19 protein-coding genes are annotated in these 23,848 nt (G+C 62.7%); 8 read left to right on the top strand and 11 right to left on the bottom strand.

Annotated features, from left to right (window positions below):
• Positions 1 to 55 precede the first annotated feature (55 nt).
• From Q5H92_RS25050 to Q5H92_RS25030, 5 genes are all read right to left on the bottom strand, one after another.
• Entirely contained in the window at positions 56 to 3,703 is a 3,648-nt protein-coding gene (locus Q5H92_RS25050; protein WP_305014319.1) for an ABC transporter permease/M1 family aminopeptidase, read from the bottom strand.
• 58 nt (positions 3,704 to 3,761) lie between these two features.
• On the bottom strand, positions 3,762 to 4,115 hold the full coding sequence (locus Q5H92_RS25045) for a four helix bundle protein (RefSeq protein WP_305014318.1): 354 nt from the start codon (positions 4,113 to 4,115) through the stop codon (positions 3,762 to 3,764).
• A 71-nt stretch (positions 4,116 to 4,186) separates the two neighbouring features.
• Positions 4,187 to 5,101 (bottom strand): ABC transporter ATP-binding protein, encoded by a 915-nt coding sequence (locus Q5H92_RS25040; protein WP_305014317.1) that lies wholly within the window; start codon positions 5,099 to 5,101, stop codon positions 4,187 to 4,189.
• A 256-nt stretch (positions 5,102 to 5,357) separates the two neighbouring features.
• The gene (locus tag Q5H92_RS25035) at positions 5,358 to 7,841 is read right to left on the bottom strand and encodes a TonB-dependent receptor domain-containing protein (RefSeq protein ID WP_305014316.1); all 2,484 of its coding nucleotides are present in this window, start codon (positions 7,839 to 7,841) and stop codon (positions 5,358 to 5,360) included.
• Between the two features lie 315 nt (positions 7,842 to 8,156).
• Positions 8,157 to 9,473: a helix-turn-helix domain-containing protein gene (locus Q5H92_RS25030; protein ID WP_305014315.1), complete on the bottom strand. Its 1,317-nt coding sequence runs from the start codon at positions 9,471 to 9,473 to the stop codon at positions 8,157 to 8,159.
• A 92-nt stretch (positions 9,474 to 9,565) separates the two neighbouring features.
• Between Q5H92_RS25030 and Q5H92_RS25025 the strand changes: the two genes are divergently transcribed.
• On the top strand, positions 9,566 to 10,384 hold the full coding sequence (locus Q5H92_RS25025) for a ribonuclease H-like domain-containing protein (RefSeq protein ID WP_305014314.1): 819 nt from the start codon (positions 9,566 to 9,568) through the stop codon (positions 10,382 to 10,384).
• A 36-nt stretch (positions 10,385 to 10,420) separates the two neighbouring features.
• The gene (locus Q5H92_RS25020; RefSeq protein ID WP_305014313.1) at positions 10,421 to 10,927 is read left to right on the top strand and encodes a hypothetical protein; all 507 of its coding nucleotides are present in this window, start codon (positions 10,421 to 10,423) and stop codon (positions 10,925 to 10,927) included.
• A 55-nt stretch (positions 10,928 to 10,982) separates the two neighbouring features.
• Here the strand turns inward: Q5H92_RS25020 and Q5H92_RS25015 are convergent, their stop codons facing one another.
• From Q5H92_RS25015 to Q5H92_RS25005, 3 genes are all read right to left on the bottom strand, one after another.
• Entirely contained in the window at positions 10,983 to 12,035 is a 1,053-nt protein-coding gene (locus Q5H92_RS25015) for an NAD(P)-dependent alcohol dehydrogenase (RefSeq protein WP_305014312.1), read from the bottom strand.
• Between the two features lie 138 nt (positions 12,036 to 12,173).
• Positions 12,174 to 12,887: a DUF1990 domain-containing protein gene (locus Q5H92_RS25010; RefSeq protein ID WP_305014311.1), complete on the bottom strand. Its 714-nt coding sequence runs from the start codon at positions 12,885 to 12,887 to the stop codon at positions 12,174 to 12,176.
• Positions 12,880 to 13,458: a DUF1990 family protein gene (locus tag Q5H92_RS25005; protein WP_305014310.1), complete on the bottom strand. Its 579-nt coding sequence runs from the start codon at positions 13,456 to 13,458 to the stop codon at positions 12,880 to 12,882. Before Q5H92_RS25005 ends, Q5H92_RS25010 begins: the two co-directional genes overlap by 8 nt.
• Positions 13,459 to 13,591: 133 nt before the next feature.
• Between Q5H92_RS25005 and nfi the strand changes: the two genes are divergently transcribed.
• The gene (gene nfi / locus Q5H92_RS25000; protein WP_305014309.1) at positions 13,592 to 14,281 is read left to right on the top strand and encodes a deoxyribonuclease V; all 690 of its coding nucleotides are present in this window, start codon (positions 13,592 to 13,594) and stop codon (positions 14,279 to 14,281) included.
• Positions 14,282 to 14,453: 172 nt separating this feature from the next.
• On the top strand, positions 14,454 to 16,241 hold the full coding sequence (locus tag Q5H92_RS24995) for a T9SS type A sorting domain-containing protein (RefSeq protein WP_305014308.1): 1,788 nt from the start codon (positions 14,454 to 14,456) through the stop codon (positions 16,239 to 16,241).
• Between the two features lie 28 nt (positions 16,242 to 16,269).
• Here Q5H92_RS24995 and Q5H92_RS24990 read toward each other — a convergent pair whose 3' ends face one another.
• Both Q5H92_RS24990 and Q5H92_RS24985 read right to left on the bottom strand, forming a co-directional pair.
• The gene (locus Q5H92_RS24990; protein WP_305014307.1) at positions 16,270 to 17,175 is read right to left on the bottom strand and encodes a glutamate--tRNA ligase family protein; all 906 of its coding nucleotides are present in this window, start codon (positions 17,173 to 17,175) and stop codon (positions 16,270 to 16,272) included.
• A 12-nt stretch (positions 17,176 to 17,187) separates the two neighbouring features.
• Positions 17,188 to 17,580 (bottom strand): VOC family protein, encoded by a 393-nt coding sequence (locus tag Q5H92_RS24985; protein ID WP_305014306.1) that lies wholly within the window; start codon positions 17,578 to 17,580, stop codon positions 17,188 to 17,190.
• A gap of 144 nt (positions 17,581 to 17,724) precedes the next feature.
• Here Q5H92_RS24985 and Q5H92_RS24980 point away from each other — a divergent pair, with 144 nt between their 5' ends.
• From Q5H92_RS24980 to Q5H92_RS24965, 4 genes are all read left to right on the top strand, one after another.
• The gene (locus Q5H92_RS24980) at positions 17,725 to 19,008 is read left to right on the top strand and encodes a serine hydrolase (RefSeq protein WP_305014305.1); all 1,284 of its coding nucleotides are present in this window, start codon (positions 17,725 to 17,727) and stop codon (positions 19,006 to 19,008) included.
• 102 nt (positions 19,009 to 19,110) lie between these two features.
• Complete coding sequence (locus Q5H92_RS24975) at positions 19,111 to 20,577, top strand: complex I subunit 4 family protein (protein ID WP_305014304.1); 1,467 nt, start codon at positions 19,111 to 19,113, stop codon at positions 20,575 to 20,577.
• 164 nt (positions 20,578 to 20,741) lie between these two features.
• Positions 20,742 to 22,142, top strand: coding sequence for an NADH-quinone oxidoreductase subunit N (locus Q5H92_RS24970; RefSeq protein ID WP_305014303.1), 1,401 nt, complete (start codon positions 20,742 to 20,744; stop codon positions 22,140 to 22,142).
• Positions 22,143 to 22,321: 179 nt separating this feature from the next.
• A complete protein-coding gene (locus tag Q5H92_RS24965) occupies positions 22,322 to 22,972 on the top strand; it encodes a M15 family metallopeptidase (protein ID WP_305014302.1) in 651 nt (216 codons plus the stop codon).
• Between the two features lie 70 nt (positions 22,973 to 23,042).
• On the opposite strand, the gene Q5H92_RS24960 is transcribed toward Q5H92_RS24965, so the two are convergent.
• Positions 23,043 to 23,759 (bottom strand): 3-ketoacyl-ACP reductase, encoded by a 717-nt coding sequence (locus tag Q5H92_RS24960; protein ID WP_305014301.1) that lies wholly within the window; start codon positions 23,757 to 23,759, stop codon positions 23,043 to 23,045.
• Between the last annotated feature and the right edge of the window lie 89 nt (positions 23,760 to 23,848).

Raw genomic sequence — 23,848 nt, 5'->3', positions numbered from 1 at the left:
TACCACACGCGAGATGCTTCGCTGCGCTCTGCATGACGTCCTTGTTATTACCTGCTTACAGCTTCACCTCCTTGCTGTTGTCCTGCTGCACGCGGTCGACGAACTCGTGGTAGGGGTCGATGGCGACTTTGGCGGGCTCTTTGGCGACGGTGAACTCCAGCTTGTTGGTGCCGGCGTGGAAGCGGCGCTTGGTGAGCAGCAGCGGCGGCACGGGCTTTTTGTCGGGGCCGAGGGCGGGGAAGATGGCCACGGGCAGGTAGTCGTTTTCGGGGCCGGGGCGCTCGGTGCCGAGGCTGTCGGCCACCAGCTTCTTGCTTTGCACGGTCATGCTGACGCGGAACTGGCCGTTGGGCAGCTTCTTCACGGAGGCGTCGGTGAGGCGGTTTTCGTAGAGCGTGATGCGGTCGAACAGGTCCGTGACCATGTTCTGGAGCGAGTCGGGCGTCACTTTGCGGAACTCGGCCACCAGCTGCGGGGCGGTGGAGTAAGGCGCGGTTTCGTACTTGTGCTGCTCCAGGAAGCTGTGCAGGGCCTTGTTCACGTTGGCCTCGCCGATGTAGTCCTGCAGCGCATACATCACCACCGAGCCCTTGCGGTAGTGGATGTAGCCCTGGTTTTCGACCTTGGCCAGCGGCACTTCCTTTTTCTGCTCGAAGGCCCGGCCGTTGAGGTAGCTGTTCAGCTCGTAGTCCAGGAATTTGCCCATGGTGTAGGCGCCGTAGTGATGCTTCATCACCATCAGGGCCGAATATTGGGCCATGGTTTCGATGAGCATGGTGCCGCCCTGCACGTCGGCGCCCACCACCTGATGGCCCCACCACTGGTGCGCCACTTCGTGGGCCGTCACGTAGAAGGGATAGTCCACGTCCTCGGGGTCGTTGGGGTCGACTTTGGCAATGAAGCCGATGCCCTCGGAGAAGGGAATGGTGCCGGCAAAGCTCTGCGCGAAGCTGGCGTACTTCGGAAATTCCAGAATGCGGACTTGTGGGTGCTGGTAGGGCCCGAAGTTCTTCGTATAGTAGGCAAACGACTCCTTTACGGCCTGGGCCATGCGCTTGAGGTTATACTCGTGGCCGGGCTGGTAGTAGATTTCGATGGGCACCACGCGCTGGCCAGCTGAGTCCGTCCACTGGTCTTTATATACCTTATAACGAGCCGAGAGGAAGGTGTAGAAGTTGAGCATGGGCTGCTCCATCTTGTAGTGGAAGTAGCGGCGGTTGCCCGTCGTCCAGTCCTTGAGCAAGCGGCCGGGGGCCACGGCCAGCTGGTCGGCGCTGGTGCTGAGGATGGTTTCGAAGCGAATCCAGTCGGCGTCCTGGGCCAGGCCGGTGTTCTGGCGGGCCTTCATATCGGTGGCGGGGGCCTGGCGGTCTTTGGGCTTGAGGCCGTTGCGCTTGCGCACGTCGTCCTGGCCCAGCTCGCCCTGCTCCTGGTAGCCGATGCCGGGCAGGTAGGAGGCGCTGTTCATGAAGATGCCGTTCTGCACGATGTCGGTGTTGGAGCCGGAGTTGGGGAAGCCCTTTTCACCGAAGTCGAGCACGGCGGTCATTTCCACCGAGTCGCCGGGCGCCAAGGGCTGGGCCAGGCGGTAGAAGCGCAGGTCGACGGTAGTATCATTCAGCACCAGGGTGGCGGGGCGGCCAAGCTCCAGCTTGCGCACCCGCGCCGCCGAGGGCACGTTGACGATGATGGTATCGAGCGGCGTGGCGTGGCGGTTTTTCAGCCAGAAGCTGCCTTCGATGTGGACCTGCCGGGTGGCGGGGTAAAGGTCGGTTTTCAGGTTCACGGCCACGAGGCGGGGCTGGGCCAGGTCTTTATAGCGGCGGTAGGTTTTCTCGTAATTAGCTTGCAGCTTCTCGATTTCCTTGGGCGCGCGGTAGGTGTTTTCGACGTTGGTGTTGTAGAAGATGAAGCTGCCGGCGCCCAGCATCACGAGCAGGCCCAGGGCGAGGGCCGTCCAGGCGGGGCGGCCCCAGCGGCGGCTGGCCTCGGCCCGGCGACGCACGAAGGCCGCATCCGTGCCCCGCACCCAGAAGATGTTGGCCACCAGCGCCAGTAGCAGCGCCCCGGCCGCCCAGTACAGCTTAAACCAGCTGAAACCCGTGACGAAATGGCCATAGCCGTTCATGTCGGAATAGGGCGTGTAGGGGTTGCCGGCGTAGTCGAGCAGCTTGTGGTTGATGCCCAGCTGGCCCTGGAAGATGCTTATCAGGTAGTAGAGCACCATCACGAAGTGGCCCAGGTACTTGTTGTTCACAATCACCTGCACCAGCATGGCCAGCACGCACAGCAGCAGGTAGTCAATGAGCTTGAAGCCGAACAGCGTTTCGATGTACAGCCCGGGCTCGTAGTTGAAATAGCCTTTCACGGTTTGCAGCAGGATGCCGCACACCATCACCACGGCCAGCAGCACCACCTGAATGAGGCCCAGCGCCGAGAGCTTGCTCAGGAAGGGCACCCAGTTGGGCACGGGCAGGGCGTCGGTAATCTGGGCCACCCCGGCGTCGCGCTCCCGCCACACCAGCTCGCCCGAGTAGTAGGTGATGATGATGAGGATGAACAGCGCGAACGTGCCGCTGAGCAGCTCCACCATCTCGTTGGTGACGGGGTAGGTAGCGGTGTCGTAGATTTTGCCCACCTGCCAGCCGCTGACCAGCAGGAAGATGACGCCCGCCGCCACGATGGCCACGAAGTACACGCTGCGCACGATGCCCCGAAACTCCAGCTTGGTGAGGCTCCAGTACTGGCGTAGGTTCATTCCGCGGCTGAAGAGCTGCGTGACGCGCGGCAGCACCAGCCGCCCGCCCATGGGCGCGGCCACCAGCCCATCGGCGAGGGATGCGGCGAGGCGGGCTTTTTTGGAAGGGGCCTTATCGGCGGCGAAGGCCGAGAAGCGGAAGCGCGCGTAGCAGAACGCCAGCAGCGCGGCGGCCACGGCCAGCCAGATGGCCCGGTTCAGCAGGATGTAGTGGCTGAAGGGCGTGAGCTGGGTGTTTTTCTCGGCGGCCGTCCAGTAGCGAGTAGTGTAGTAGCTGGCGCTCGAGCCGAAGGCATCCAGCATGGCGGCGAGATTGATGTTGTCCAAATCGCGCAAAAACGACTGGGCAATGAGGTAGGCCACCAGCAGCAGCACCGAGCCGATGTAGGTGCTCAGGATGTTGCGCGTGAGGGTGGCCAGCGTGAAAAACACGGCGCCCGTCAGCAGCATATTGGGCAGCACAAACACGATGTAAGGCCACACGTAGGTGCTCAGGTGGTTCGGCCCGAACTTGTCGGCCTCCGTGCCCGGCAGCACGCTGCCCAGCCAGGCCCCAATGCCAATACCGCTGAACACCAGCGCACAAATCACAAACGAGCCCCAAAAACGCCCGCCCAAATAGCCGGCCTTGCTGATGGGCTTGGTGTAGAACAGCGAAAACGTGCGGTGCTCAAAGTCCCGGTACACCGGGTTGCCCATGATGGCCGAAGTGATGAGGATGCCAAAGTAGCTGAGCGTGGCAATGGCCCCGGCAATGGAATATGGCGAGTTGACCTTGACATGGCCGCCGTCGCCGCCGATGCTCACGTTGGCGCCGGAGCCGAAAATGCCGCCGGCCGCCGCCGTCAGCAGCGCGCCCATGATGAGCAGCAGGAAGAAATATATCCACGTGGCCGGCCGGCGCAGGCGGTATTTAAGCTCGAAGAGGAAGATGGGGAGGAACATTTGTTAGTATTGAGTACTCAGTAGTGAGTAGTGAGTAGTGAGATTTTTGCTGCGTTTGCTAGGGGCGCAGGCTGTTTTTCAGGCCGTACAGCATCTTTTGCAACTCTACCAACTGCGCCGTGATGGGCTCCACTTCAGCTTCATTCAGATAGAGCAGGCGGCCGGCCAGCAAAAACTGGGTTTCCAACTCGTAGGCCGAGCCCACTGCAATGCCCAGAAACTGCCGGAACTCTCCATTTGAATTGCGCCCGGCTCCCTCCGCAATGTTGGAGGGAATGGAAATCGCCGCTCGCCGCATCTGCGAAATCAGCCCGTACCGCTCAGCATCCGGAAACTGCGCGCACAGCTCATAAGTAGCCTGCGCGATATCCATCGCCTTTTGCCAGACTTTCAGATTTTTGAAGTCGTGCATTTCAGATAGTAGTGAGAAGAAAGTAGTGAGTAGTGAGAAGCAGGTGGCAAGTATTCACTAATCTGTCACTACTAAGTCCTTGCCGCCTGCTTCTCACTACTCACTACTTTCTTCTCACTACTATCTGCGATTTGCGAGAAATACACGTCTTCCAAATCCGGGTTCACTTCCTCGAAGCTAGCATCCGGCCGGCTCTCGCTCAGCACGTGCACCACCGTTTTGCCCGCAAACAGGCGGGAGCTGATGACGTGGTGCTCGGCCTGGGCGGCGGCCACTTCGTCTTTGCTCAGCAGCTTGCGCCACACCTGGCCGCGCAGCTGTTCCACCACCGTGAGTGGGTCGCCGGTGAGGCGCACCTGGCCCTGGCTGATGATGGCCATGTTGCGGCACAAATCGGTGACGTCGCTCACGATGTGCGTGCTCAGGATGATGATGATGTGCTCGCCAATCTCGCTCAGCAGGTTGTGGAAGCGGTTGCGCTCGGCGGGGTCGAGGCCGGCGGTGGGCTCGTCCACGATGATGAGGCGGGGGTTGCCGAGCAGGGCCTGGGCGATGCCGAAACGCTGCTTCATGCCGCCGGAGTAGCCGCCCAGGTTTTTCTTGCGGGCGTTCCAGAGGTTGGTTTGCTGGAGCAGCGCCTCCACCGTTTCCTTGCGTTCCTTGCTGTTGCCGATGCCCTTGAGCACGGCCAGGTGGTCGAGCAATTCCTCGGCGCTCACGCGCGGGTACACACCAAACTCCTGCGGCAGATAGCCCAGGATGCGCCGCACGCCGTCCTTATCCTTCAGCACGTCCAGCTCGTCGAGCATGATGGAGCCGGTGTCGGCGTCCTGCAGCGTGGCAATGGTGCGCATCAGGCTGCTTTTGCCGGCGCCGTTGGGGCCGAGCAGGCCGAACATGCCGGTTGGAATATCAAGACTGACGTTTTTGAGGGCTTGCACCCCGTTGGCGTAGGTTTTGGAAAGGTTGGTAATGGTGAGGGGCATGTGCTTTTTCGCAGAAGGTTATGGATGGTGCAAGGTACTGTTGGCCAGGCAACCGGCAATAGGCGCTGGATTGATGCCGATTTAGGTTTTTGGGTTGCCTGGAATGGCCTGCGCAAAAAAGAACGTCATGCTGAGCGCAGTCGAAGCAGCTCTACCGCGCAACTAAATCCTCTTGAATGGATTACTGCTGCGGTAGAGCTGCTTCGACTGCGCTCAGCATGACGTTCTAAATCAAATAATCACTCCGTCCTCTCCCCTACTGCCCGCCCTGCTTGCCGCCGCCGCCCTTCACGTCGTCGTTCGAGATAGACTTGCGCTGTTTGCCTTGCTGCTCCGTGCCGAAACGGTAGCTGAGGCTGAAGCGGAAGGAGCGCATGTAGCCCCGGTTCTCGTTGGTTTCGCTGAAATAAGGCGTGTCGGTGGTGCTGCGGTAGGTCCAGTAGTTGTTGAAGGGCGAACCGAAATTCAGCACCGCATCGGCTTTGTCTTTCAGGAAGGTCTTTTTCACGCCCATCTGATAGTACAGATTGGCCGCGCCCCGGCCCTGCAGTTCCGGCGAGGGCAGCGAACTGTACACAAAGCCCTGCAGCGTAAATTTCTTGGGCAATTTGTAGGAAGTGTTCAGGTTTAGGCTGGCCGTGAAGCCGCTGCGCTCAATGCCCAGCGCCGGGCTGCGGCGCACGATGTACTGAATATCGGGCCCGCCGCTGATATCCCAGCCCTCGGCCGGCTTGGCCGAGCCGTAGAAATTGAGCTGGTAATAGGCGTTGGAAGCCACGTTGGCAAAGGTCTGCTGCGTGACGCCCACGCGGTCGGTGGGCAGGCGGATGGACTCGATGGCATTGCCCGTGCGCCGCACCGAGCCCGACACGTTGAGCGAGCCGGCCTTGCCGTTAGTGTTGTAGCTCAGCTCGTAAGAGTCGGTCAGCTCGGGGTCGAGGTTGGGGTTGCCGAAGGAAATATTGTTCGGGTCGGAGCGGTCCACGAAGGGGTTGAGGTAGTCGATGTAGGGCCGCGTGATGCGGCGGCTGTAGGCCAAGCGCAGGCTGTTGTTGTCACTGAGGGCGTACTGCGCGTTGCCGTTGGGCAGCAGCGAGAGGTAGCTGCGGGGCGGCACTTCCGAACCCGTGGTGCGGAAATCGGCCGACAGCGCCGTGCGCTCCAGGCGCGAGCCCAGGCTGAGCGTGAATTTCTTGGTGAGCTTGTTGGTGTAGGTGGCGTAGGCCGCCTGCACGTTCTGGTCGTAGCTGAAATCGGTGGCGCGGCGGGCCACGCGGGCAAAATCGGCCTGGCCCAGCACCAGGCTGTCCACGTTGGCCACCGAGCCGGTGCGGCGCCAGATGCTTTTCAGGCCGGTTTCGAGGGTTTGCTTTTCACCGAAAGGCTGCACGAAATCGGTTTGCAGCGTCACCTCGCTGCCCGGGGTGCGGCCCCGGCTGCGCTCGCGGTAGCTGGCCCGGCCGGTTTCCAGGTTCACGTAGGAGTCTTTGTATTGGTCTAAATCGTAGCCGAAGGTGCCGCTGTTGTTGGCGTACTGGCCCAGAATGCTCCACTCGCGGCGGGGCTGGGCAAAGGTTTTGGTGTAGGTGCCCGTCAGCTCGCCATTGATGCCACTGAATACGCTGTTGGTGGTGCGGGTGAACAGCTGGTTGCTCTGCGGCGCGCCGGGCACCACAAAATTATTCAGCAGGTTGCTGAAGTCGTGGCCCGCGTAGCGATTAAACGACGTGGCCAGCGACAAACTTTGCTTGTCATTAATGTCGTAGTCGAGCCCTACCGAGGCGTAGTACCAGCGCCCGCCGTAGTTGCCGGCCCCGCTCTGCACCAGGGTCGAATTGTCCTGCTTGCCAAACCGCATGCGCACCGACTCATTGGGTCCGTACCAGCCGCCCGTGCCGGCCGAGGAGGTGAAGCCCAGCTTCTTGGTTTTGAAGTTGAGCGAGGCGTTGGCGTTCGAGTTGCGGTTGCCGCCCGAGGCGCTCACCCGGCCGTTCAGCTTCTGCGTCGAGCCCTTTTTCAGCACGATGTTGATGATGCCGGCGGTGCCCTCCCCGTCGTATTTGGCCGGCGGCGTGGTAATGATTTCCACGCTCTGAATCTGCTCGGCCGGGATGCCTTTCAGGGCCTCGGCCAGGTTGCTGGCCAGCGTAGGCGAAGGTTTGTTGTTGACGAGCACCTTGAAGTTGCTGGAGCCCCGCATCTTCACGTTGCCGTCGCCATCCACGGCCAGCAGCGGGGCCTTGCGCAGCACATCGGAGGCGGTGCCGCCGGCGTTGGTCACGTCCTGGTCGGCGTTGTACACGATGCGGTCGGGGCGCACTTCTACCACCGGCTTGGTGCCTACCACTACGGCCTCAGCCAGCGCCGTGCCCGCTACGGGCAGTTGGAATGCGGGCACGGCCGTGGCGCCGGCCGTGATGGTTACGTCGCGCGTCTGGGTACCGTAGCCCACGTAGCTCACCCGCAGGCGGGCCGGGCCGGGCGTGAGCTTATTAAGCAAAAACTTGCCGTTGTCGTCGGCCGCCACCCCGGTGATGGGCTTGTCGTTGGGCGCAGGCGGCAGCAGCACCACCGTGGCGTAGGGCACGGGTTCCTTTTTGAGGGAATCGAGCACCATGCCCGTGAGGGAGCCGGTACCAACAACTGCGGGTGGACCGGCGGGTGCTTGGGCCGCCGCTCTAGGGGCAAGACATACCAATCCCGGCAGCGCCAGCAGGGCGCACACACTAAAAGTCTTCATTTGCAGAAAAAAGGTGAGTATGGGAGAACAGATGCGGACCCGGCGGCGGTAGTTGCTTGCGGAGCCAAGTATTTTGGCTGGGGGCACAGCGGGTACCGCCGCCGGAAGCCAAACGTTACAAGCCACCCGAATATTGGTGGGCCACCCGTGAATAAAGGGCGTGGGCAGCCAGGGAGCGGTGGCTGCTGCCGGGCCGGCGGGGGGCGTTGTCGGGTAGTTTTTCATCACGGTCGGGGAGTTGGGGGAAAGACTGTGTCAAAGGTCCTCCCTGGTCCCACGCCCGGCGCTCCAAGCCATAACCTGGCCCGTCTCAACTTATGATTTGGGCCGCATCACCTCACTGGGCGCCTGACCCAGCAGCTTCTTAAATACCCGGTTAAATGTTGATTTTGAGTTGAATCCGCTTTCCAGCGCCACGCCCACCAGCGAGTAATGGCCGAAGCGTGGGTCGGCCAGCTTGCGCTGCGCTTCCTGCACCCGGTAGGTGTTCACGAAGTCGTTGAAGTTCTGCCCGCAGCCCGCGTTGATGACCCGGGACAGCAGCGCCGGGTGGGTGCGCAGGCGGTGGGCCAGCTCCGTCAGCGTTAGTTCAGGCTCCAGCCAGGGCTGTTCGTCGGCCATCAGGCGCAGCAGCTTCTCACGCCACGGCAGCAGCTCCGGGGCCAGCTCCGGCACGGGCGGCGGGGCTTCCTCGGTTGCCGATGCAATAGCGGAAACAGGCGCTTCATCCGGAGCAGCCGGAGTAACCGGTTCGATGGAAGCAACAGCCGCAGCGGCGGGCGGCGAAACGGGCGGGGCGGGCAGCCCCGCTTCCGTTGGCATTTGCGTCCGCGGCGCGGCGCCGAAGCGTAGCGGGCTGGTGGCCGCCGCGTAGTTGGCCTGCAGGCCCACCACAATCAGCCCATAAATCAGCACCCCGCGCAGGGCGAAAAAATACCAGGCATCGTCGTAGCTGAAATCGTAAATCTGATTTAGCGTCGTGAACAACAAACTCAGCAGCAGCACCAAGGCCTGCAGCCCCAGCAGTTGGCGCAGCCCGGCAAAGCGCAGGCGCTCGGGGTCCGAAAAGTTGTCGTCGAGGTAGCGGGCGTAGCGGCGGTAGTCGGCCAGCACGCGCAGGCCATACACCAGCAACAGCACCGAGCCCAGCAGCGCGGCGGGCAAGGCTGTTTCATCAAACAGCGTGGCGGCCCGGCCCTTGGTGCCGAAAAAATCGGGCAGCGGCCGGCCGAGCACGCCGCGCCACCACACCAGGTCATACACCGCCACGGCGGCGAAGGCGGCCCATTCCAGCAGGCCCGGCAGCAGGTGCTTCAGGGCCGGGCGCCAGCGAAAATCCTGATTGGTCAGGCTTTGGAAATACAGGTAATAGGCCCCGCCCAGCACCATGCTGGCCCGCCAGGGCACGTAGAACATGACGGTGGAGTGCCCGTCGTGGCTGTCGAACCAGCCGGCGTAGCCCAGCATCCATTGGCTCACGCTCAGGGTGGGCACCAGGATGAGCAGGGCAAGCAGGGCATCGGCGGGGGCACCGCGCCGCCAAGCCCGGACCAGCAGCCACAGCGTGGCCACCGCGCCCGGCACCACAAAGGGCAGCAGCAATGCGCTATGGGGGCCGTAGTAGAACAACATGGCAGCGAAAATACGGCGCGGGCCGCGCGGTGAGGCCACCGTTTTTAGTTTAGCTTTGGGGTAGACGTTTTTTCGCTGTCCGCGCGCCTGCCATGAACATCCTCCGCCACGTCGACCTCACCCGCGTTTTCTTCATCGACATCGAAACCGTGCCCGGCCACGCCTCGCACGCCGAACTGCCGGCCGCGCACCAGTCCCTCTGGCAAAAGTTCTGCGACAAGCGCCACGCCCGCGAGCTGGCCGAGGGCCAGAGCCACGAAGCGCTTTTCGCCAACGGCGGCCTCTACGCCGAGTTCGGCAAGGTGGTGTGTATTTCGGTGGGCTACTTCCGCCTGCTGCCCGATGAAACACTGGAATTTCGTACCAAGTCCTTCGCCGATGAAGATGAGTGCGCGGTGCTGAGCGGCTTCGCCAGCTTCCTGCAGCGCTACGCTCCCTACGGCCCCAGCCGCTACGCCAAACTCGAAACGGCCCGCCCCGACGGCTACTTCCTGTGCGCCCACAACGGCCGCGAGTTCGACTACGGCTACCTGGGCCGCCGCATGCTCATCTGCGGGCAGGGCATTCCGCCCATGCTCGACGTAGCCGGCCACAAGCCCTGGGACCTGCACCACCTGCTCGACACCATGGACCTCTGGAAGTTCGGCGACAACAAAGGCCACATCACCCTGGCCCTGCTGGCCGGCGTGTTCGGCATCCCCTCACCCAAAGACGACATCGACGGTGCCGACGTGGGCCACACGTATTGGGTGAAAAAGGACCTGGCCCGCATCGTGTCGTATTGCGAAAAGGACATCATCGCCACGGCGCGGGTGTACTTGCACTACACCGGCCAGCAGGAGCTTTGGGAGGATATCACGCTGACGCCCACGCCCTGGCGCGCGGCGCCGGCCATGCGCGTGCTGGCATAGCATGGCTTTCTACTTTCATTGTTTTCCCTTTCCACTATGCGTATTTCATCTACCGGCCTGGCCGCGGCAATGCTCGTCTTAGCTGGCTGCTCCTGCCCCAAAGGCGAACCGCCGCCCCCGCAATTCATGCTGGCCTTCAGCCCCGACACGCTCAGCAGCAGCGGCCTGGGGTTTCGACGGGCCGAAACTCGCTCCGCATACTTGGTTCGCTACGGCGACGAGGCGCTGCAGTCGCTACTCGATACGCTGCGCCAACCCACGCCCGCCACGCTAAAATCGGCCACGGCGCTTTTCCTGGTTTACTACATGAAGGACCAGCCCGCTCAGTTCGCGCTGCCCGCCTTCGTGCGCCAGAACGTGAACGCGCACAGCTTCCGGCTGGTAGTGCCCGCCGCCAACCGCAGCTACGACATCACCAACATCGTGCTGGAACAAACGGCCGGCAGCGGGCGCTGCTCCGTGTCGCACGTCAGCCGCAACGAAGCCCTCGTCAACGGCCAGCGGCGCGACGCTCTCATCCAACCGCCCCAACTCACCAAATAAAAAAGGCCTCCTGCACATAGCAGGAGGCCTTTTTTTAAGCAGCCGAGTGGCGGAATTAGTTACTCAGCGTAGCCAAATCAATCACGAAACGGTACTTCACATCGCCTTTCAGCATGCGCTCGTACGACTCGTTAATGTCCTTGATGTCAATCAGCTCGATGTCGGACATGATGTTGTGCTCGGCGCAGAAGTCCAGCATTTCCTGCGTCTCGGCAATGCCGCCGATGAGCGAGCCGGCAATGCGGCGGCGCTTAGCAATGAGGTTGAAGGCGTGCACCTGCGGGGCCTCGGGCGGCACACCCAGCAGAATCATGGTGCCGTCGCGGCGCAACAGGTTCAGATAAGCGGCCAGGTCGAGCGGGGCCGACACGGTGTTGATGATGAAGTCAAAGGAGTTTCGGGCCGCTTTCAACTGGGCCTCGTCTTTCGTTACCACGAATTTGTGGGCGCCCAGCGCCTTGGCATCGGCTTCTTTGTTGGGTGAAGTGCTGAGCACCGTCACTTCGGCGCCCATGGCGGCGGCCAGCTTCACGGCCATGTGGCCCAGGCCGCCGAGGCCCATTACGCCTACTTTGTGGCCGGGGCCCACGTTCCACTGGCGCAGGGGCGAGTAGGTGGTGATGCCGGCGCAGAGCAGCGGCGCCACGCGGGCCAAATCCAGCTTCTCCGATACTTTGAGGGTATATTTCTCATCCACCACAATCTGGCTGGAATAGCCGCCATAAGTGGGGCGGCCGGTTTCTTTTTCGGTGCCGCCATAGGTGCCCACCATGCCGGTGGTTTCGCAGTACTGCTCCAGGCCTTCCTGGCAGCTGGGGCAAGTGCGGCAGGAGTCGACCATGCAGCCCACGCCGGCCAGGTCGCCTACTTTGAAGTTCTTCACGTGGTCGCCCACTTTGGTCACGCGGCCCACGATTTCGTGGCCCGGCACCATGGGAAAAATGCCGGCGCCCCACTCGTCGCGCACCTGGTGCAGGTCGGAGTGGCACACGCCGCAAAAGGCAATGTCAATCAATACGTCGTGCGGGCCGACTTCGCGGCGCTCAAAATCGAAGGGCGCGAGCGGGACGCTGGGGGCCGGGGCGGCGTAGGCTTTCGTTGGAAGCATCTGGGGTAATTTAGGAATAGTAATGGAAAAATCAGAACGTCATGCTGAGCGTAGTCGAAGCATCTCTACCGCAGTACTAAACCAATCGAAAGGAATAGTATTACGGTAGAGATGCTTCGACTGCGCTCAGCATGACGTTCACGGAGCGCTGATAGAACCGGCCGGCGCGTTCAAAGTTTGCGGCAGCGGCTGGCCAGCCAGCTGCGAAGCCACCAGCTCCCGCATGCGCCGCAACGACTCGCGAGCGAACTTGCGCTGCAGCATCCGCCCGAACAGCTTGAAGCCCAACCAGTAGAATGGGTTGCGAATCTGGCCCGGCTGCGACACGGCGTGGATGCGAAACTGCACCGCCCCGGTCGTGAGGTTTTTATGGATGGTGAAGTCAATCTGGCCGCGCTCGAAGTGGCCTTCGAGGGTGCGGTAGCCGTAGCCCCACACCCGCTCGGGACCGTTGGGCGTGTCGCGGGCTTGTTCATCAGTCACCTCGCTCACGCGCACGCCGAAATAGAAGTTGAACACCAGAAAATGCGCCCGCAGCACCATGATGCGCTTTTCGAGTGGCACCTTGGGGTCGAAGTAGCCGGTGATGAGGTCGGGCGGCGGGAAGGCGTAGCGGCGCAGCACCTCCTGCGCGGCGGCGAAGGAGCCGGCCGCTTCGGGCGGGCCGGGGGCTTCGGCGGGCAGGTCGGTGGCGTAGTCGTCGAGGCGCCAGCCGGTAGCGCTGGTGTACTCGTTCTGGCGCGAGAAATCGTAGTTCACCTTCGCGTCGGCGTAGGCATCGATGCGGGCTTGGTACTGCTCCCAGGCGGCTGGTTTGGCCGAGGCGGGCACGGCGGCAACTTGGTTAGTCATGGCGGGTGTGCTGCACGTGGCCGGCCTCGTCGTGCCGGAAGGTTTCGACGGTGACATCGCCGAGGGCCTGGCCGCCGCTGGCCGCCGCCACGCGCCGGCAGAATTCCGTCCAAGTGGCCTCCTGCATCAGCTTGCCGCCCCCGATGGTGTCGTAGGCGAAGGCCACCAGCCCGTCGCGCGAGCGGGCCGAGGAGCGGATTTCGAAGCGCAGCACGTCGGGCCGGTCATTAAGGTAATGGGTTTCGAAGCGGATGCGGCCGGCCTCGGGGTGGCCTTCGAGGGTGATGAACTCGAACGCCGTGGCGCTCACGTCGGTGACGCGCACGCAGCCGTTCCAGGGGCCCAGGATTTTGATACTGAACTCGTCGCCCGCTTTCAGGTCGTCGGCATCGCCATTTTTCTTCTTGAAATCGGCCAGCGCATCGGGCGAGAAGTGGGGCACGTTGGCCTGTACCGCGGCCATCAGCTGGGCCGGCGTCTGACGCGCCCGCGCCACATCAATAAAATAGCGGCGCTCCAGCAGCGGGCCGGAGCCGGTGGAAGCAGGTTGTTCAGCAGTGGATTCAGACATGGCCAACGAAGAAACGTATGGCCCTCATACGCCCCGCGCCGCCGGAAGATGCTACGGATGGGCTTTGGGGCATCAGAAAACCGGGGTCCCCAAAACTCGCAACTCCTAACTTTTACCTCATAACTAAAAGCAGATGGCTTACTACCGCCCGCCCGGTCCCCCACCCGACCCCGCCCTCGTGCGCAGCCTCACCCAGCAGCAGCACGAGATGCGCCAGCGCGTGCGTCACGAGCCACTGCCGCAGGAGCCACGCCTCATTGCCGGCTGCGACTCGTCGTTTCCCACCCCCGACACCATCCTGTCGGTGTTTGTGGTGCTGAAATTCCCGTCGCTGGAGCTGGTCGAAAAGGTCTACAATTACGGCCCCGTGGATATGCCCTACGTGCCCGGCTTCCTCTCCTTCCGCGAGGCCCCGAATGTCATTCACGCCTTTGCCAAGCTCCAGCATAAGCCCGACGTCATCATGGTCGACGGTCACGGCATCGCGCACCCGCGCCGCATGGGCATTGCCGCGCACCTCGGCGTGCTACTCGACATGCCCACCTTCGGCGTGGCTAAGCAGAAATTGACCGGCATATTTCAGGAGCCCGGCATCGCGCGCGGCAGCATCACGGAGCTGCTTGATGCGAAATCCGGCGAGCTGATTGGCGAAGTCATCCGCAGTAAAGACAAGGTGCTGCCGCTGTTCGTGAGCCCCGGCCACCGCTGCGACCAGGCCACCGCCACGCGCCTCACGCTGGCGTGCCTCAAAGGCTACAAGCTGCCGGAACCCACGCGCCTGGCCGACCATTGGGCGGAGGAATTTAAGAAAGAAGTGCGATAACGAGCCATCCGGCTTGGCACGAGTGCAGGCGGCTAGTGCTGCGGACGAACTGCTATTCAGTTCATTCGCAGCACTATTTTTTTGGCCTATTAATTTTGTTTTTACTATATTAAATATATATTTACTACGCACAATCCTACTTACTTCTGATTTCCATTTTTCCTGCTTTCCCATGAAAAACTTCTTCCTTATTTCAATTCTGTTTATTGCCACCACCTTAGGCGGCCGGGCGCAGCTATTCACCAATGGCTCGATTGCGACCGGGACCACGAGCAAGAGCGGGGTGGCCGCCCCCACCGGCACGCAGTGGAGCGAGGTGCAGAACGACAACGGCAATACCGCCGTGGCCAACACCAATTCGGGCTTCACCGCCAACCAAAGCCTGGGCTACCAGCTGGCCGACGATTTTACGGTGCCGGCCGGGCAGGCCTGGACGGTGAGCAGCTTCAGCTTTTTTGGCTACCAGACCGCCGCCGCCGCCACTCCCTCGCCTTTTTCAGAACTGTATATTCAAGTCTGGAATGGCCAGCCGGGCACGGCCGGGGCCACGGTCATCTTCGGCAACCTGACCACCAACCGGCTGGGCAGCTCGACCGACGCGCTGACCTACCGCATCTTCAACAGCCTCTACCCCACGCCCACGGCCCCGGGCACCACGCGCAAGGTGTGGGAAGTGCAGGCCACCGTTTCGCCCGGCCTCGTGCTGCAGCCCGGCACCTATTGGGTGAGCTGGTCGTCGGCGAACACGGGGGGAGCAACGCACTTTTTCGTGCCCGTGACCACGGTGGGCGCCCGCACCCAAGCCGGTGCCAACGGCCTGCAGGCCACCACTACGTCCGGTACCACCACCTGGGCGGCCCTGACGGATACCGGCACCGGCACGGGGGCCACCACCGTCAACCAGGCCATGGCTTTCCGGGTGTTTGGCACCAGCGCCACCGTGGGCACGAGTACGCCGCTCTTCAATAACGGCGCGACCAGCCTGACGAGCAGCTCCTTCGCCACTACGGCCACGAGCAAGAGCGGGGTGGCCGCCCCCACCGGCACGCAGTGGAGCGAGGCGCAGAACGACAACGGCAACACCGCCGTGGCCAACACCAACGCCGGCTACGCGGCCAGCCCCACCAGCAGCCTGGAACTAGCCGACGACTTCACGGTGCCGGCCGGGCAAGCCTGGACGGTGAGCAGCTTCAGCTTTTTTGGCTACCAGACCGGCGCCGCCGCCACCCCTTCGCCCTTTTCGGCGCTCACCATTCGGGTGTGGCGGGGCCAGCCGGGCACCGCGGGGGCCACGGTTGTATTTGGCGACGCAACCACCAACCGGCTGGGCAGTTCGACCGACGCGCTGACCTACCGCATCTTCAACAGCCTCTACCCCACACCCACGGCCCCGGGCACCACGCGCAAGGTGTGGGAGGTGCAGGCCACCGTCTCGCCCGGCCTGGTGCTGCAGCCCGGCACCTACTGGGTGAGCTGGTCGGCCACGAGCACCGGCACCGGAACGCACTTTTTCGTGCCCGTGACGACCGTGGGCGCCCGCACCCAAGCCGGAGCCAACGCCCTGCAGGGCACCGTTGCCGGCACCACCACCACCTGGGCGGCCCTGACCGACACCGGCACTGGCACGGGGGCCACCACCGTCAACCAAGCCATGGCTTTCAAAGTGTTTGGTACCAGCGGGCCGCTGGCCACGCGCGTGGGCCAACTCGGTCCCGATGGGTTGAACATTGCGGCCAGCCCCGTGCCTGCTTCTGATGCTGTCCACGTCACCATCGAAAACCTGAAGGGCAGCGCCCAGCTGCTGCTCACCGACCTGAGCGGCCGCCTGGTGTGGACGGGCCAACTGCCCGCCGGCCGCCAGGAACTCACCGTACCCGTTTCCGCGCTCACCGTGGGCATCTACCTGCTGGAGGCGCGTACGGCCACCGGCAGCGTGCGCGCCCGCCTGGTAAAAAACTAGCGCAGCCGAACAAAGCAAATCGGTCGGCTCATTCCTCTTTGGATTGAGTTAAAGCAGGAGAGTCGCTGAACGCCGGTTGCAGGGCAGCCAGCGACTCTCCCGCGCCGGTTGGCAGCTTCAGCATCTCAGCGACTGCCCCAAACACAGCTCGTTTGCCCTTCCGCTGCGCCAGCACGCCCACATCGACCGGCAACTGCTGCGACTTGGAAAGCTTTTGCCCGGCATCATTCGTCAGCAGCGGATGGTGATGAAAAGTGATGCGCGAGGTGTTGAAAGCAGCCGTTTCGGAAAGCTGCCCGGCCAGCCATAGCTGCGCGGCCGTGCTGGGCTGCAAGTCCAGCCCGCGGACGATGAGCGTGGTGCCAAGCCGCAGGTCGTCTACTATTGATGCCACCTGATAGGCCACCACGCCGTCTTTTTTGCGAATGACAAAGTCTGGCATCAAGACACCAAGAGGGACGCTGGTTTCACCCTGCCAGGCATCTACAAATTTGATTTCGGTACCGGCCGGCACCAGCGCCCGCCACGCCGCGCCCGGCGTTTCGAGCGAGACAGCTGCCTCGGCGCCGCCGGTACGGGTGCGCTGGCTGGCCCGCACAAGGTCCGGCTGTTGGGCCAGCCGGCGCAGTATGCGGTTGTATTCGAGCAGGTGTAGCAGCTGCGAATGGTGGCGTAGGAAGTCATCGGGGCCGCTGGGGCCGTGGTCGTAGTCGATGCCCAGCCAGTCGATGACGCGGAAGATATTATCCAGATAGGCCGGGCGCAGGCGGGCGCGGTCCAGGTCATCGATGCGCAGGTGCAGCGTGCCGCCGGCCCGGCGCGTGAGCAGCCAGGTGAGCACGAAATTCACGGCGTTGCCGAGGTGCAGAAAGCCGCTGGGCGTGGGCGCCAGGCGCGAAACGGGAGGACGTAGCTCAGGTATCTTCGGGAGCATACGTTTCCTGGGCTACAAGTTCCACGCGGCCTGCTGCAACACCACACGGTAGCCGTCGGGGTCCTCAAAGGTGCGGCCGTGCTGGTCCCAATACAGATTGTAGGACGGCACCGGCGCAAACCCCGCTGCTTCCATGCGCCGCACGGCAGCCTGCCACTCGGCCGCATCGGGCAGGTAAAACACGAGCAGGTTATCGGCCGTGGGGGCGCGGCCCACGACGTGGCCGGGCTGATGCGTGAACTCCAGATGGTAAGGCGCCTGCGGGTGGCCCAGCATCACGCCATCGAAACCATTATGGGCCGTGAAAGAAGCTAATTGCTGTAAGCCGAGGCCGTCGCAGTAAAAACGTAGCAAAGCAGACAGGTTATCGGTGGGCCGGGCCACGCGCAGGATGGGATGGTTCATGTAATTGGGAATCGTTGCGGATTGAGTCAGTTCATTCATTAAACCGGTAACTGGGTAGCAAGTCTAGTTAAATATTCGCTTGTAAAGACCTTTGCGCCGATGACAAACGTGCTACTTACTTGCTGCCTGTTGGGTTTGCTTCTGATGGACAACCCGATTCAGGCCCAGACGTCCGCCCTTTACTTCCCGCCCCTCACCGGCAGTACCTGGGCCACCACCACGCCGGCCAGCCTGGGCTGGTGCCAAACGCCACTCGATTCGCTGCTGGCCTTTGCCGGGCGCAAGGGCAGCAAGTCGTTATTGATACTGAAAGACGGCCGCCTGGTGGTGGAGCAGTATTACGGCAGCTACACCGCCGACTCGGCCTGGTACTGGGCCTCGGCGGGCAAGTCGCTCACGGCCACCCTCGTGGGCTTGGCCCGGCAGGACGGCATCCTGAGCCTCACCGACAGCACCTCCCGCTACCTCGGCCGCTGGACCAGCGCCACCCGCGCCCAGCAGCGCCAGATTCAGCTGCTGCACCAGCTCACGATGACCACCGGGCTCGACGAAACCCCGCCCGCGCCCTGCGACAACGAGAGCACCACGCCCAGCTGCCTGCGCTACCTCGCCCCGCCCGCCACGCGCTGGGCCTACCACACCGGCGCCTACCGCACCCTGCAAGACGTGCTGGTGCAAGCCAGCGGCGCCGCCGCCATCATCCAATACACCAACCAGCGCCTCGGCAACCGCATCGGCATGACCGGCCTGTGGGCCAACGACGTGTTCTACAGCAAAGCCCGCAGCATGGCCCGCTTCGGCCTGTTCATCCTGGCCCGCGGCGCCTGGAACGGCACCCAAATTATGACCGACACCGCCTATTTCCGGCGCATGACTACGCCCAGCCAAACCCTGAACCGCAGCTACGGCTACCTCTGGTGGCTCAATGGCCAGAGCAGCTACCGCCTGCCCCAGTCTCAAATCAATTTCCCGGGCCCGCTCATCCCCGCCGCCCCGGCCGACCTCATTGCCGCCCTCGGCAAAAACGACCAGAAGATTTACGTGGTGCCCAGCCTGGGCCTCGTGGTGGTGCGCCAGGGCCAGTCGGCGGGCCCGCGCACCTTGGCCGCATCGTCTTTCGACAACGAGCTGTGGACGAAAATCATGGCCGTGTTCTGCCGCCCCACCGCCACGGCAGCGGCTGCCGAAGCGGCCGGCTACAGCGCCTTCCCTAACCCCGCCACCGAAACCCTCAGCCTGCGCCAGCCCACCCAAACCGCCGCCGCCGTGCGTTTGCTAGATGCGCTGGGCCGTGAGGTACGGCGCCAGCCGGTAGCTGGAATGGAGGCTTCTGTTTCGGTAGCGGCCTTGGCGCCGGGGCTTTACACCGCGCAATGGATGGACACGGCCGGGCGCGTGTTGATGAGCCGTAAAGTAGCCCGCCAGTAGAACTTGCACAAAAACAGTGCAGCCTTACTAGTCAATGCGTAAGTTTGCGGTCAATTTGCGGGCCGGTTTCCCGGTGCCGCTGCTGCCCTCCTGCTATTGCCGATGCTGACTGCTGTTCTGCTTTTCCTCCCGCTGGCCGCCGCCTTGCTGCTGCTGCTCACCAAGGGAGCCACCGCCCGGGCCCTGGCTCTGGGCGCCTCCATCATCGAATTTGGCCTCGCGGTGTACACCGCCTTCGCCTTCAAAAGCAGCGGCTCGGCCAGCTTCAACCTCAATTACAGCTGGATTCCCTCGGCCGGCATCAACTTCCACCTCGGGCTCGATGGCCTGAGCTTGCTGCTGGTGCTGCTGACCACCTTCTTGGTGCCGCTCATCCTGCTCAGCGCCTTCAAGCGCGACTTCGACAACCCGTCGGCCTTCTACGCCCTCGTGCTGTTCATGCAAACCGGCCTGCTGGGCGTGTTCACCTCGCTCGATGCCTTCTTGTTCTACTTCTTCTGGGAAGTGGCCCTCATTCCGATTTATTTCCTGGCCGGCGCCTGGGGCGGCGAGCGCCGCGTGGCCATCACCCTCAAGTTTTTCCTCTACACCGTCGTCGGCTCGCTGCTGATGCTGGCCGGCTTCGTGTACCTGTACCTACAAACCGGTCCCGCCGCCGGCTCGCTGGCCGCGCACTCGTCGGAGCTCTCGGCCTTCTACAGCCTGAAATTGAGCGCGGCCGAGCAGTCGTGGCTGTTCTGGCTGATTTTTGCGGCCTTCGCCGTGAAGATGCCCATCTTCCCTTTCCACACCTGGCAGCCCGATACTTACACCGAGGCGCCCGCTCCCGCCACCATGCTGCTTTCGGGCATCATGCTGAAAATGGGCATCTACGGCACCATGCGCTGGCTGCTGCCGGTCGTGCCGCTCGGCGTGAGCCAGTGGCAGAAACCGGTTATCATCCTCTCGGTCATCGGTATCATCTACGGCGCCATCATCGCCATTCGGCAGCGTGACGTGAAGCGCCTCATTGCCTACTCCTCGCTCTCGCACGTGGGGCTGATGGCGGCCGGCGTGTTCTCCCTCACCCAAATCGGCCTGCAGGGCGCGGTGGTCCAGATGCTGGCCCACGGCGTAAACGTGGTCGGCATGTTCTTCATCGCCGACGCCATCGAGCGCCGCACCGGCACCCGCTACATCCCGGACCTGGGCGGCCTCACCCGCCGCACGCCCGTTCTCACGGTCTGCTTCCTAGTGATGCTGCTGAGCACGGTGGCCCTGCCGCTCACCGGCGGCTTCGTGGGTGAATTACTGCTGCTAGCGGGCGTGTACCAGTACAACGCCTGGGTAGGTGCCGTGGCCGGCCTCACCATCATTTTCTCGGCCGTGTACCTGCTGCGCATGTTCCAGCGCGTAATGCTCGGCCCGGACTCCTCGTTCTCCGAAACCATCACCGACCTCATCGGCGGCGAGCTGCTGATTCTGGTGCCCCTCATCGCGCTGGTGTTCTGGATTGGCTTGTTCCCGAACTCGTTCCTGCACCTCTCGGAGCCGGCCGTAACGAATATTCTGGCGCTCGTCGGCCGGTAATTCTTACAGGATAATAGGCCAACACCTGTCATCCTGAGCGCAGCGAAGGACCTTCTCACGCCAGCGCAGATTTGAAGTTGTAATTCAACGAAGCGGCCTTGATAAGGTCCTTCGCAAGCTCAGGATGACAGTTTTTCGCTGTTGTTCCGACTCCAAGCAAGCCCATGACCTCCATCATTCTCCTCTCCGTCTTCGGCATCCTCAACCTGTTCCTGGGCTTCCTGCGCTCGAACAAGGTGCTGCTGCCCGGCGCCATGCTGCTGCTGCTGGCCGTGTTCGGGGCCAACTACGCCGACTGGAACGTGGCGCACGAGCCCTACTTCAACCACATGCTGGTGGTGGACAACTACACGGTAGCCTTCACCGGCATCGTGCTGCTCACCACCATTGTGCTGCTGCCCTTCTCGCGCAGTTACGTGACCGCCGGCGAGCCCAACCTTGCTGAATACTACGCCCTGCTGCTTTTCGCATTGGTGGGTGCCATCATGATGATTGGCTACGACCACCTACTTATGCTCTTCGTGGGCATTGAAATCTTGAGTATCAGCATGTACGTGTTGGCCGGCAGCAGCAAGCGCGACTCGCGCAGCAACGAGGCCGCCCTGAAATACTTCCTAATGGGCGCCTTTGCCACCGGCATCCTGCTCTTCGGCATCGCGTTGCTCTACGGTGCCACTGGCACATTTGCCCTCTCGCAACTCGGCGCCGCCGTGGCCGCGCCGGCCAATGCCAGCCTGCAGCCCATGCTCTACATCGGCATTTTGATGATGATTATCGGCATTGGCTTCAAGGTTTCGGCCGCGCCGTTCCACTTCTGGACGCCCGACGTGTACGAGGGCACGCCCACCTTCTTTACCGCCTTCATGAGCACGGTGGTGAAAACGGCTGGTTTCGCTGCCTTCCTCAAGCTGCTGGCGGTGGCCCTGCCTGCCGCCCAGGGCTTCTGGATGCCCACCATTCAGGCCATGTGCGCCCTCACGCTGCTACTCGGCAACGTAGGCGCGGCGGCCCAAACCAGTACCAAACGCATGCTGTCCTACTCCAGCGTGAGCCACGCTGGCTACCTGCTCATCGGCCTCGTGGCCAGCAAAGGCATCCTAAGAGGCGAGGCTGCCAGCGCCATCTTCTTCTACTCACTGGCTTACTCCATTGCCACCGTGGCCGCTTTCGGCGTGCTGAAACTGGTGAGCGACCACCGCCAGAACGACTCCTACAACGGCCTCAACGGCCTGGGCCGCACCAACCCGCTGCTGGCCTTCGTGATGACGGTGGCCATGCTCTCGCTGGCCGGCATTCCGCTCACGGGCGGCTTCTTCGGCAAGTTTTTCCTGCTAGCGGCAGCCGTGGGCCAGGGCTACATCGGGCTGGTGGTATTTGCCGTTATCATGAGCATGGTGGGCCTGTACTACTACCTGCGCCCGCTCATCGCCATGTACCTGCGCCCGGCCGAAGCTGACGCCACGCCGGTGCCGGTCGATGGTATTCAGTCCGCCACGCTGGTGGTGCTGGCGCTGCTCACCATTTTGCTGGGTGTTGCACCGGGTTTCCTGAGCGGGCTGCTGTAATTGCTTCCGCGCTTTATTGAAAACAGAAAAAGCAGTCCATTGGGCTGCTTTTTCTGTTTATTTGGGTTTTTGCACGGCCGGTGTAGGGGCGGCGCCTGCCCCCGCACGTCGTTCACATTACCTCAACAATTTCGTTTACCGGCGGGCGGTTGCAGGCCCCGCCCCTACTTCGACATATTATGCGTCAAGCCTTCCAAATCCTGCTCTTGGCCTGCTACCTGAGTATCGTCAGCAGCTGCGCGGCCCGGCCACCGCGCGAAACCGGCCCCTTCCAATCTTCCGATTTAGTGGAGCTGACCCGGCTCGACCCGACCATCCGGCTGGATATCCGTTACGCCACGAGCCAGAACTTCATGGGTCGGGTGCTCTACCCGCAGGCGAGAGCATTTCTGCAGCGGCCGGCAGCCGAGGCGTTGGTGCAAGTAAATGCGGAGCTGAAACCGCTGGGCTACGGTCTGTTGGTGTTCGACGGCTACCGGCCTTGGCGCATCACCAAGCAGATGTGGGACCACACGCCAGCCGACAAAAAGGAGTTCGTAGCCGACCCACGCAAGGGCTCGCGCCACAACCGCGGCTGTGCCGTGGACCTGAGCTTATTCGACTTGGCCACCGGCCGCGAGGTGGAAATGCCGGGCGCCTATGACGAGATGAGCCCCCGCTCCTACGCAGCCTACGCGGGCGGCACCCCCGCCCAGCGCGCCGCCCGCGACCTACTGCGCGCCCGCATGGAAGCCCACGGCTTCACCGTGCTGCCGGCCGAGTGGTGGCATTATGATTACAAAGACTGGAAGGTGTATCCTATTCAGGATGTGCCGTTTGAGAAGCTGTAGTTTTGAAAATAAAGTGCCCCCGCAACTTAGGCTACGGGGGCGCTTTGGCTACTAAGAAACTTCGTCGAGGCTACGGATTCGTCGACCACATGCCCGCTTCCTTGATGAAGATGCGGCGGTTCAGCTTCAACTGCGACACGATGAATTCGGCCAGGTCTTCGGGCTGCATCACCTTGTCGGGGTTGCCGTCGGTGAGGTTGTTGCCGATGGCCAGGGGCGTGGCCACGGTGCTGGGCGTGAGGGCCGACACGCGGATATTGTGCTTGCGCACTTCCTGCATCAGCGCTTCGGTGAGGCCCATCACGGCGAATTTGGAGGCGCTGTAGGCGCTGCTGCCGGCGGCGGCCCGCTGCCCGGAGGTGGAGGAAATGTTGATGATGTCGCCGGCCTGGCGCTCTATCATGTCGGGCAACACGGCGCGCGTCACGTAGTAGGTACCGAATAGATTGACCTGTACGATTTGCTCCCACTTCTCAGGCTCCATCTCCAGAAACTTAGCGAAGCTGCCGATGCCGGCGTTGTTGATGAGGATGTCGATGGGGCCAAGTTCTTGGTGGATTTTGGCCACGGCCAGGTTCACGGCGGGGCGGTCGGCCACGTCGGCCACGGCAGTGGCTACGGTGCCACCGGCGGCAATGATTTCGGCAGCTACTTCTTGCAGGTCGCTATCGGTGCGGGCCAGCAGGCCCACTTGCACGCCTTCGGCGGCCAGGGCGAGGGCCACGGCGCGGCCAATGCCTTTGCCGGCGCCCGTGACGAGGGCAACTTTTCCTTGCAGGGATTCCATAGTAATTGTAGTGGTGATTGAGGAGGTGCTACAACCGGGGAAACGGGCGGAAGGTTGGCTATCGAACGAGGTAGAGACGCAATATTTTG

This window comes from Hymenobacter mellowenesis, from assembly GCF_030581005.1.
Lineage (GTDB): Bacteria > Bacteroidota > Bacteroidia > Cytophagales > Hymenobacteraceae > Hymenobacter > Hymenobacter mellowenesis.
The sequence above is the reverse complement of the archived record's forward strand: the minus strand, read 5'-3'. Positions and strand labels throughout refer to the sequence as shown.

Excerpts from the sequence above, each read along its gene's own strand:
- Q5H92_RS25050 (WP_305014319.1), bottom strand. The coding sequence starts at position 3,703 with ATGTTCCTCCCCATCTTCCTCTTCGAGCTTAAATACCGCCTGCGCCGG.
- Q5H92_RS25045 (WP_305014318.1), bottom strand. The coding sequence starts at position 4,115 with ATGCACGACTTCAAAAATCTGAAAGTCTGGCAAAAGGCGATGGATATC.
- Q5H92_RS25040 (WP_305014317.1), bottom strand. The coding sequence starts at position 5,101 with ATGCCCCTCACCATTACCAACCTTTCCAAAACCTACGCCAACGGGGTG.
- Q5H92_RS25035 (WP_305014316.1), bottom strand. The coding sequence starts at position 7,841 with ATGAAGACTTTTAGTGTGTGCGCCCTGCTGGCGCTGCCGGGATTGGTA.
- Q5H92_RS25030 (WP_305014315.1), bottom strand. The coding sequence starts at position 9,473 with ATGTTGTTCTACTACGGCCCCCATAGCGCATTGCTGCTGCCCTTTGTG.
- Q5H92_RS25025 (WP_305014314.1), top strand. The coding sequence starts at position 9,566 with ATGAACATCCTCCGCCACGTCGACCTCACCCGCGTTTTCTTCATCGAC.
- Q5H92_RS25020 (WP_305014313.1), top strand. The coding sequence starts at position 10,421 with ATGCGTATTTCATCTACCGGCCTGGCCGCGGCAATGCTCGTCTTAGCT.
- Q5H92_RS25015 (WP_305014312.1), bottom strand. The coding sequence starts at position 12,035 with ATGCTTCCAACGAAAGCCTACGCCGCCCCGGCCCCCAGCGTCCCGCTC.
- Q5H92_RS25010 (WP_305014311.1), bottom strand. The coding sequence starts at position 12,887 with ATGACTAACCAAGTTGCCGCCGTGCCCGCCTCGGCCAAACCAGCCGCC.
- Q5H92_RS25005 (WP_305014310.1), bottom strand. The coding sequence starts at position 13,458 with ATGTCTGAATCCACTGCTGAACAACCTGCTTCCACCGGCTCCGGCCCG.
- nfi (WP_305014309.1), top strand. The coding sequence starts at position 13,592 with ATGGCTTACTACCGCCCGCCCGGTCCCCCACCCGACCCCGCCCTCGTG.
- Q5H92_RS24995 (WP_305014308.1), top strand. The coding sequence starts at position 14,454 with ATGAAAAACTTCTTCCTTATTTCAATTCTGTTTATTGCCACCACCTTA.
- Q5H92_RS24990 (WP_305014307.1), bottom strand. The coding sequence starts at position 17,175 with ATGCTCCCGAAGATACCTGAGCTACGTCCTCCCGTTTCGCGCCTGGCG.
- Q5H92_RS24985 (WP_305014306.1), bottom strand. The coding sequence starts at position 17,580 with ATGAACCATCCCATCCTGCGCGTGGCCCGGCCCACCGATAACCTGTCT.
- Q5H92_RS24980 (WP_305014305.1), top strand. The coding sequence starts at position 17,725 with ATGGACAACCCGATTCAGGCCCAGACGTCCGCCCTTTACTTCCCGCCC.
- Q5H92_RS24975 (WP_305014304.1), top strand. The coding sequence starts at position 19,111 with ATGCTGACTGCTGTTCTGCTTTTCCTCCCGCTGGCCGCCGCCTTGCTG.
- Q5H92_RS24970 (WP_305014303.1), top strand. The coding sequence starts at position 20,742 with ATGACCTCCATCATTCTCCTCTCCGTCTTCGGCATCCTCAACCTGTTC.
- Q5H92_RS24965 (WP_305014302.1), top strand. The coding sequence starts at position 22,322 with ATGCGTCAAGCCTTCCAAATCCTGCTCTTGGCCTGCTACCTGAGTATC.
- Q5H92_RS24960 (WP_305014301.1), bottom strand. The coding sequence starts at position 23,759 with ATGGAATCCCTGCAAGGAAAAGTTGCCCTCGTCACGGGCGCCGGCAAA.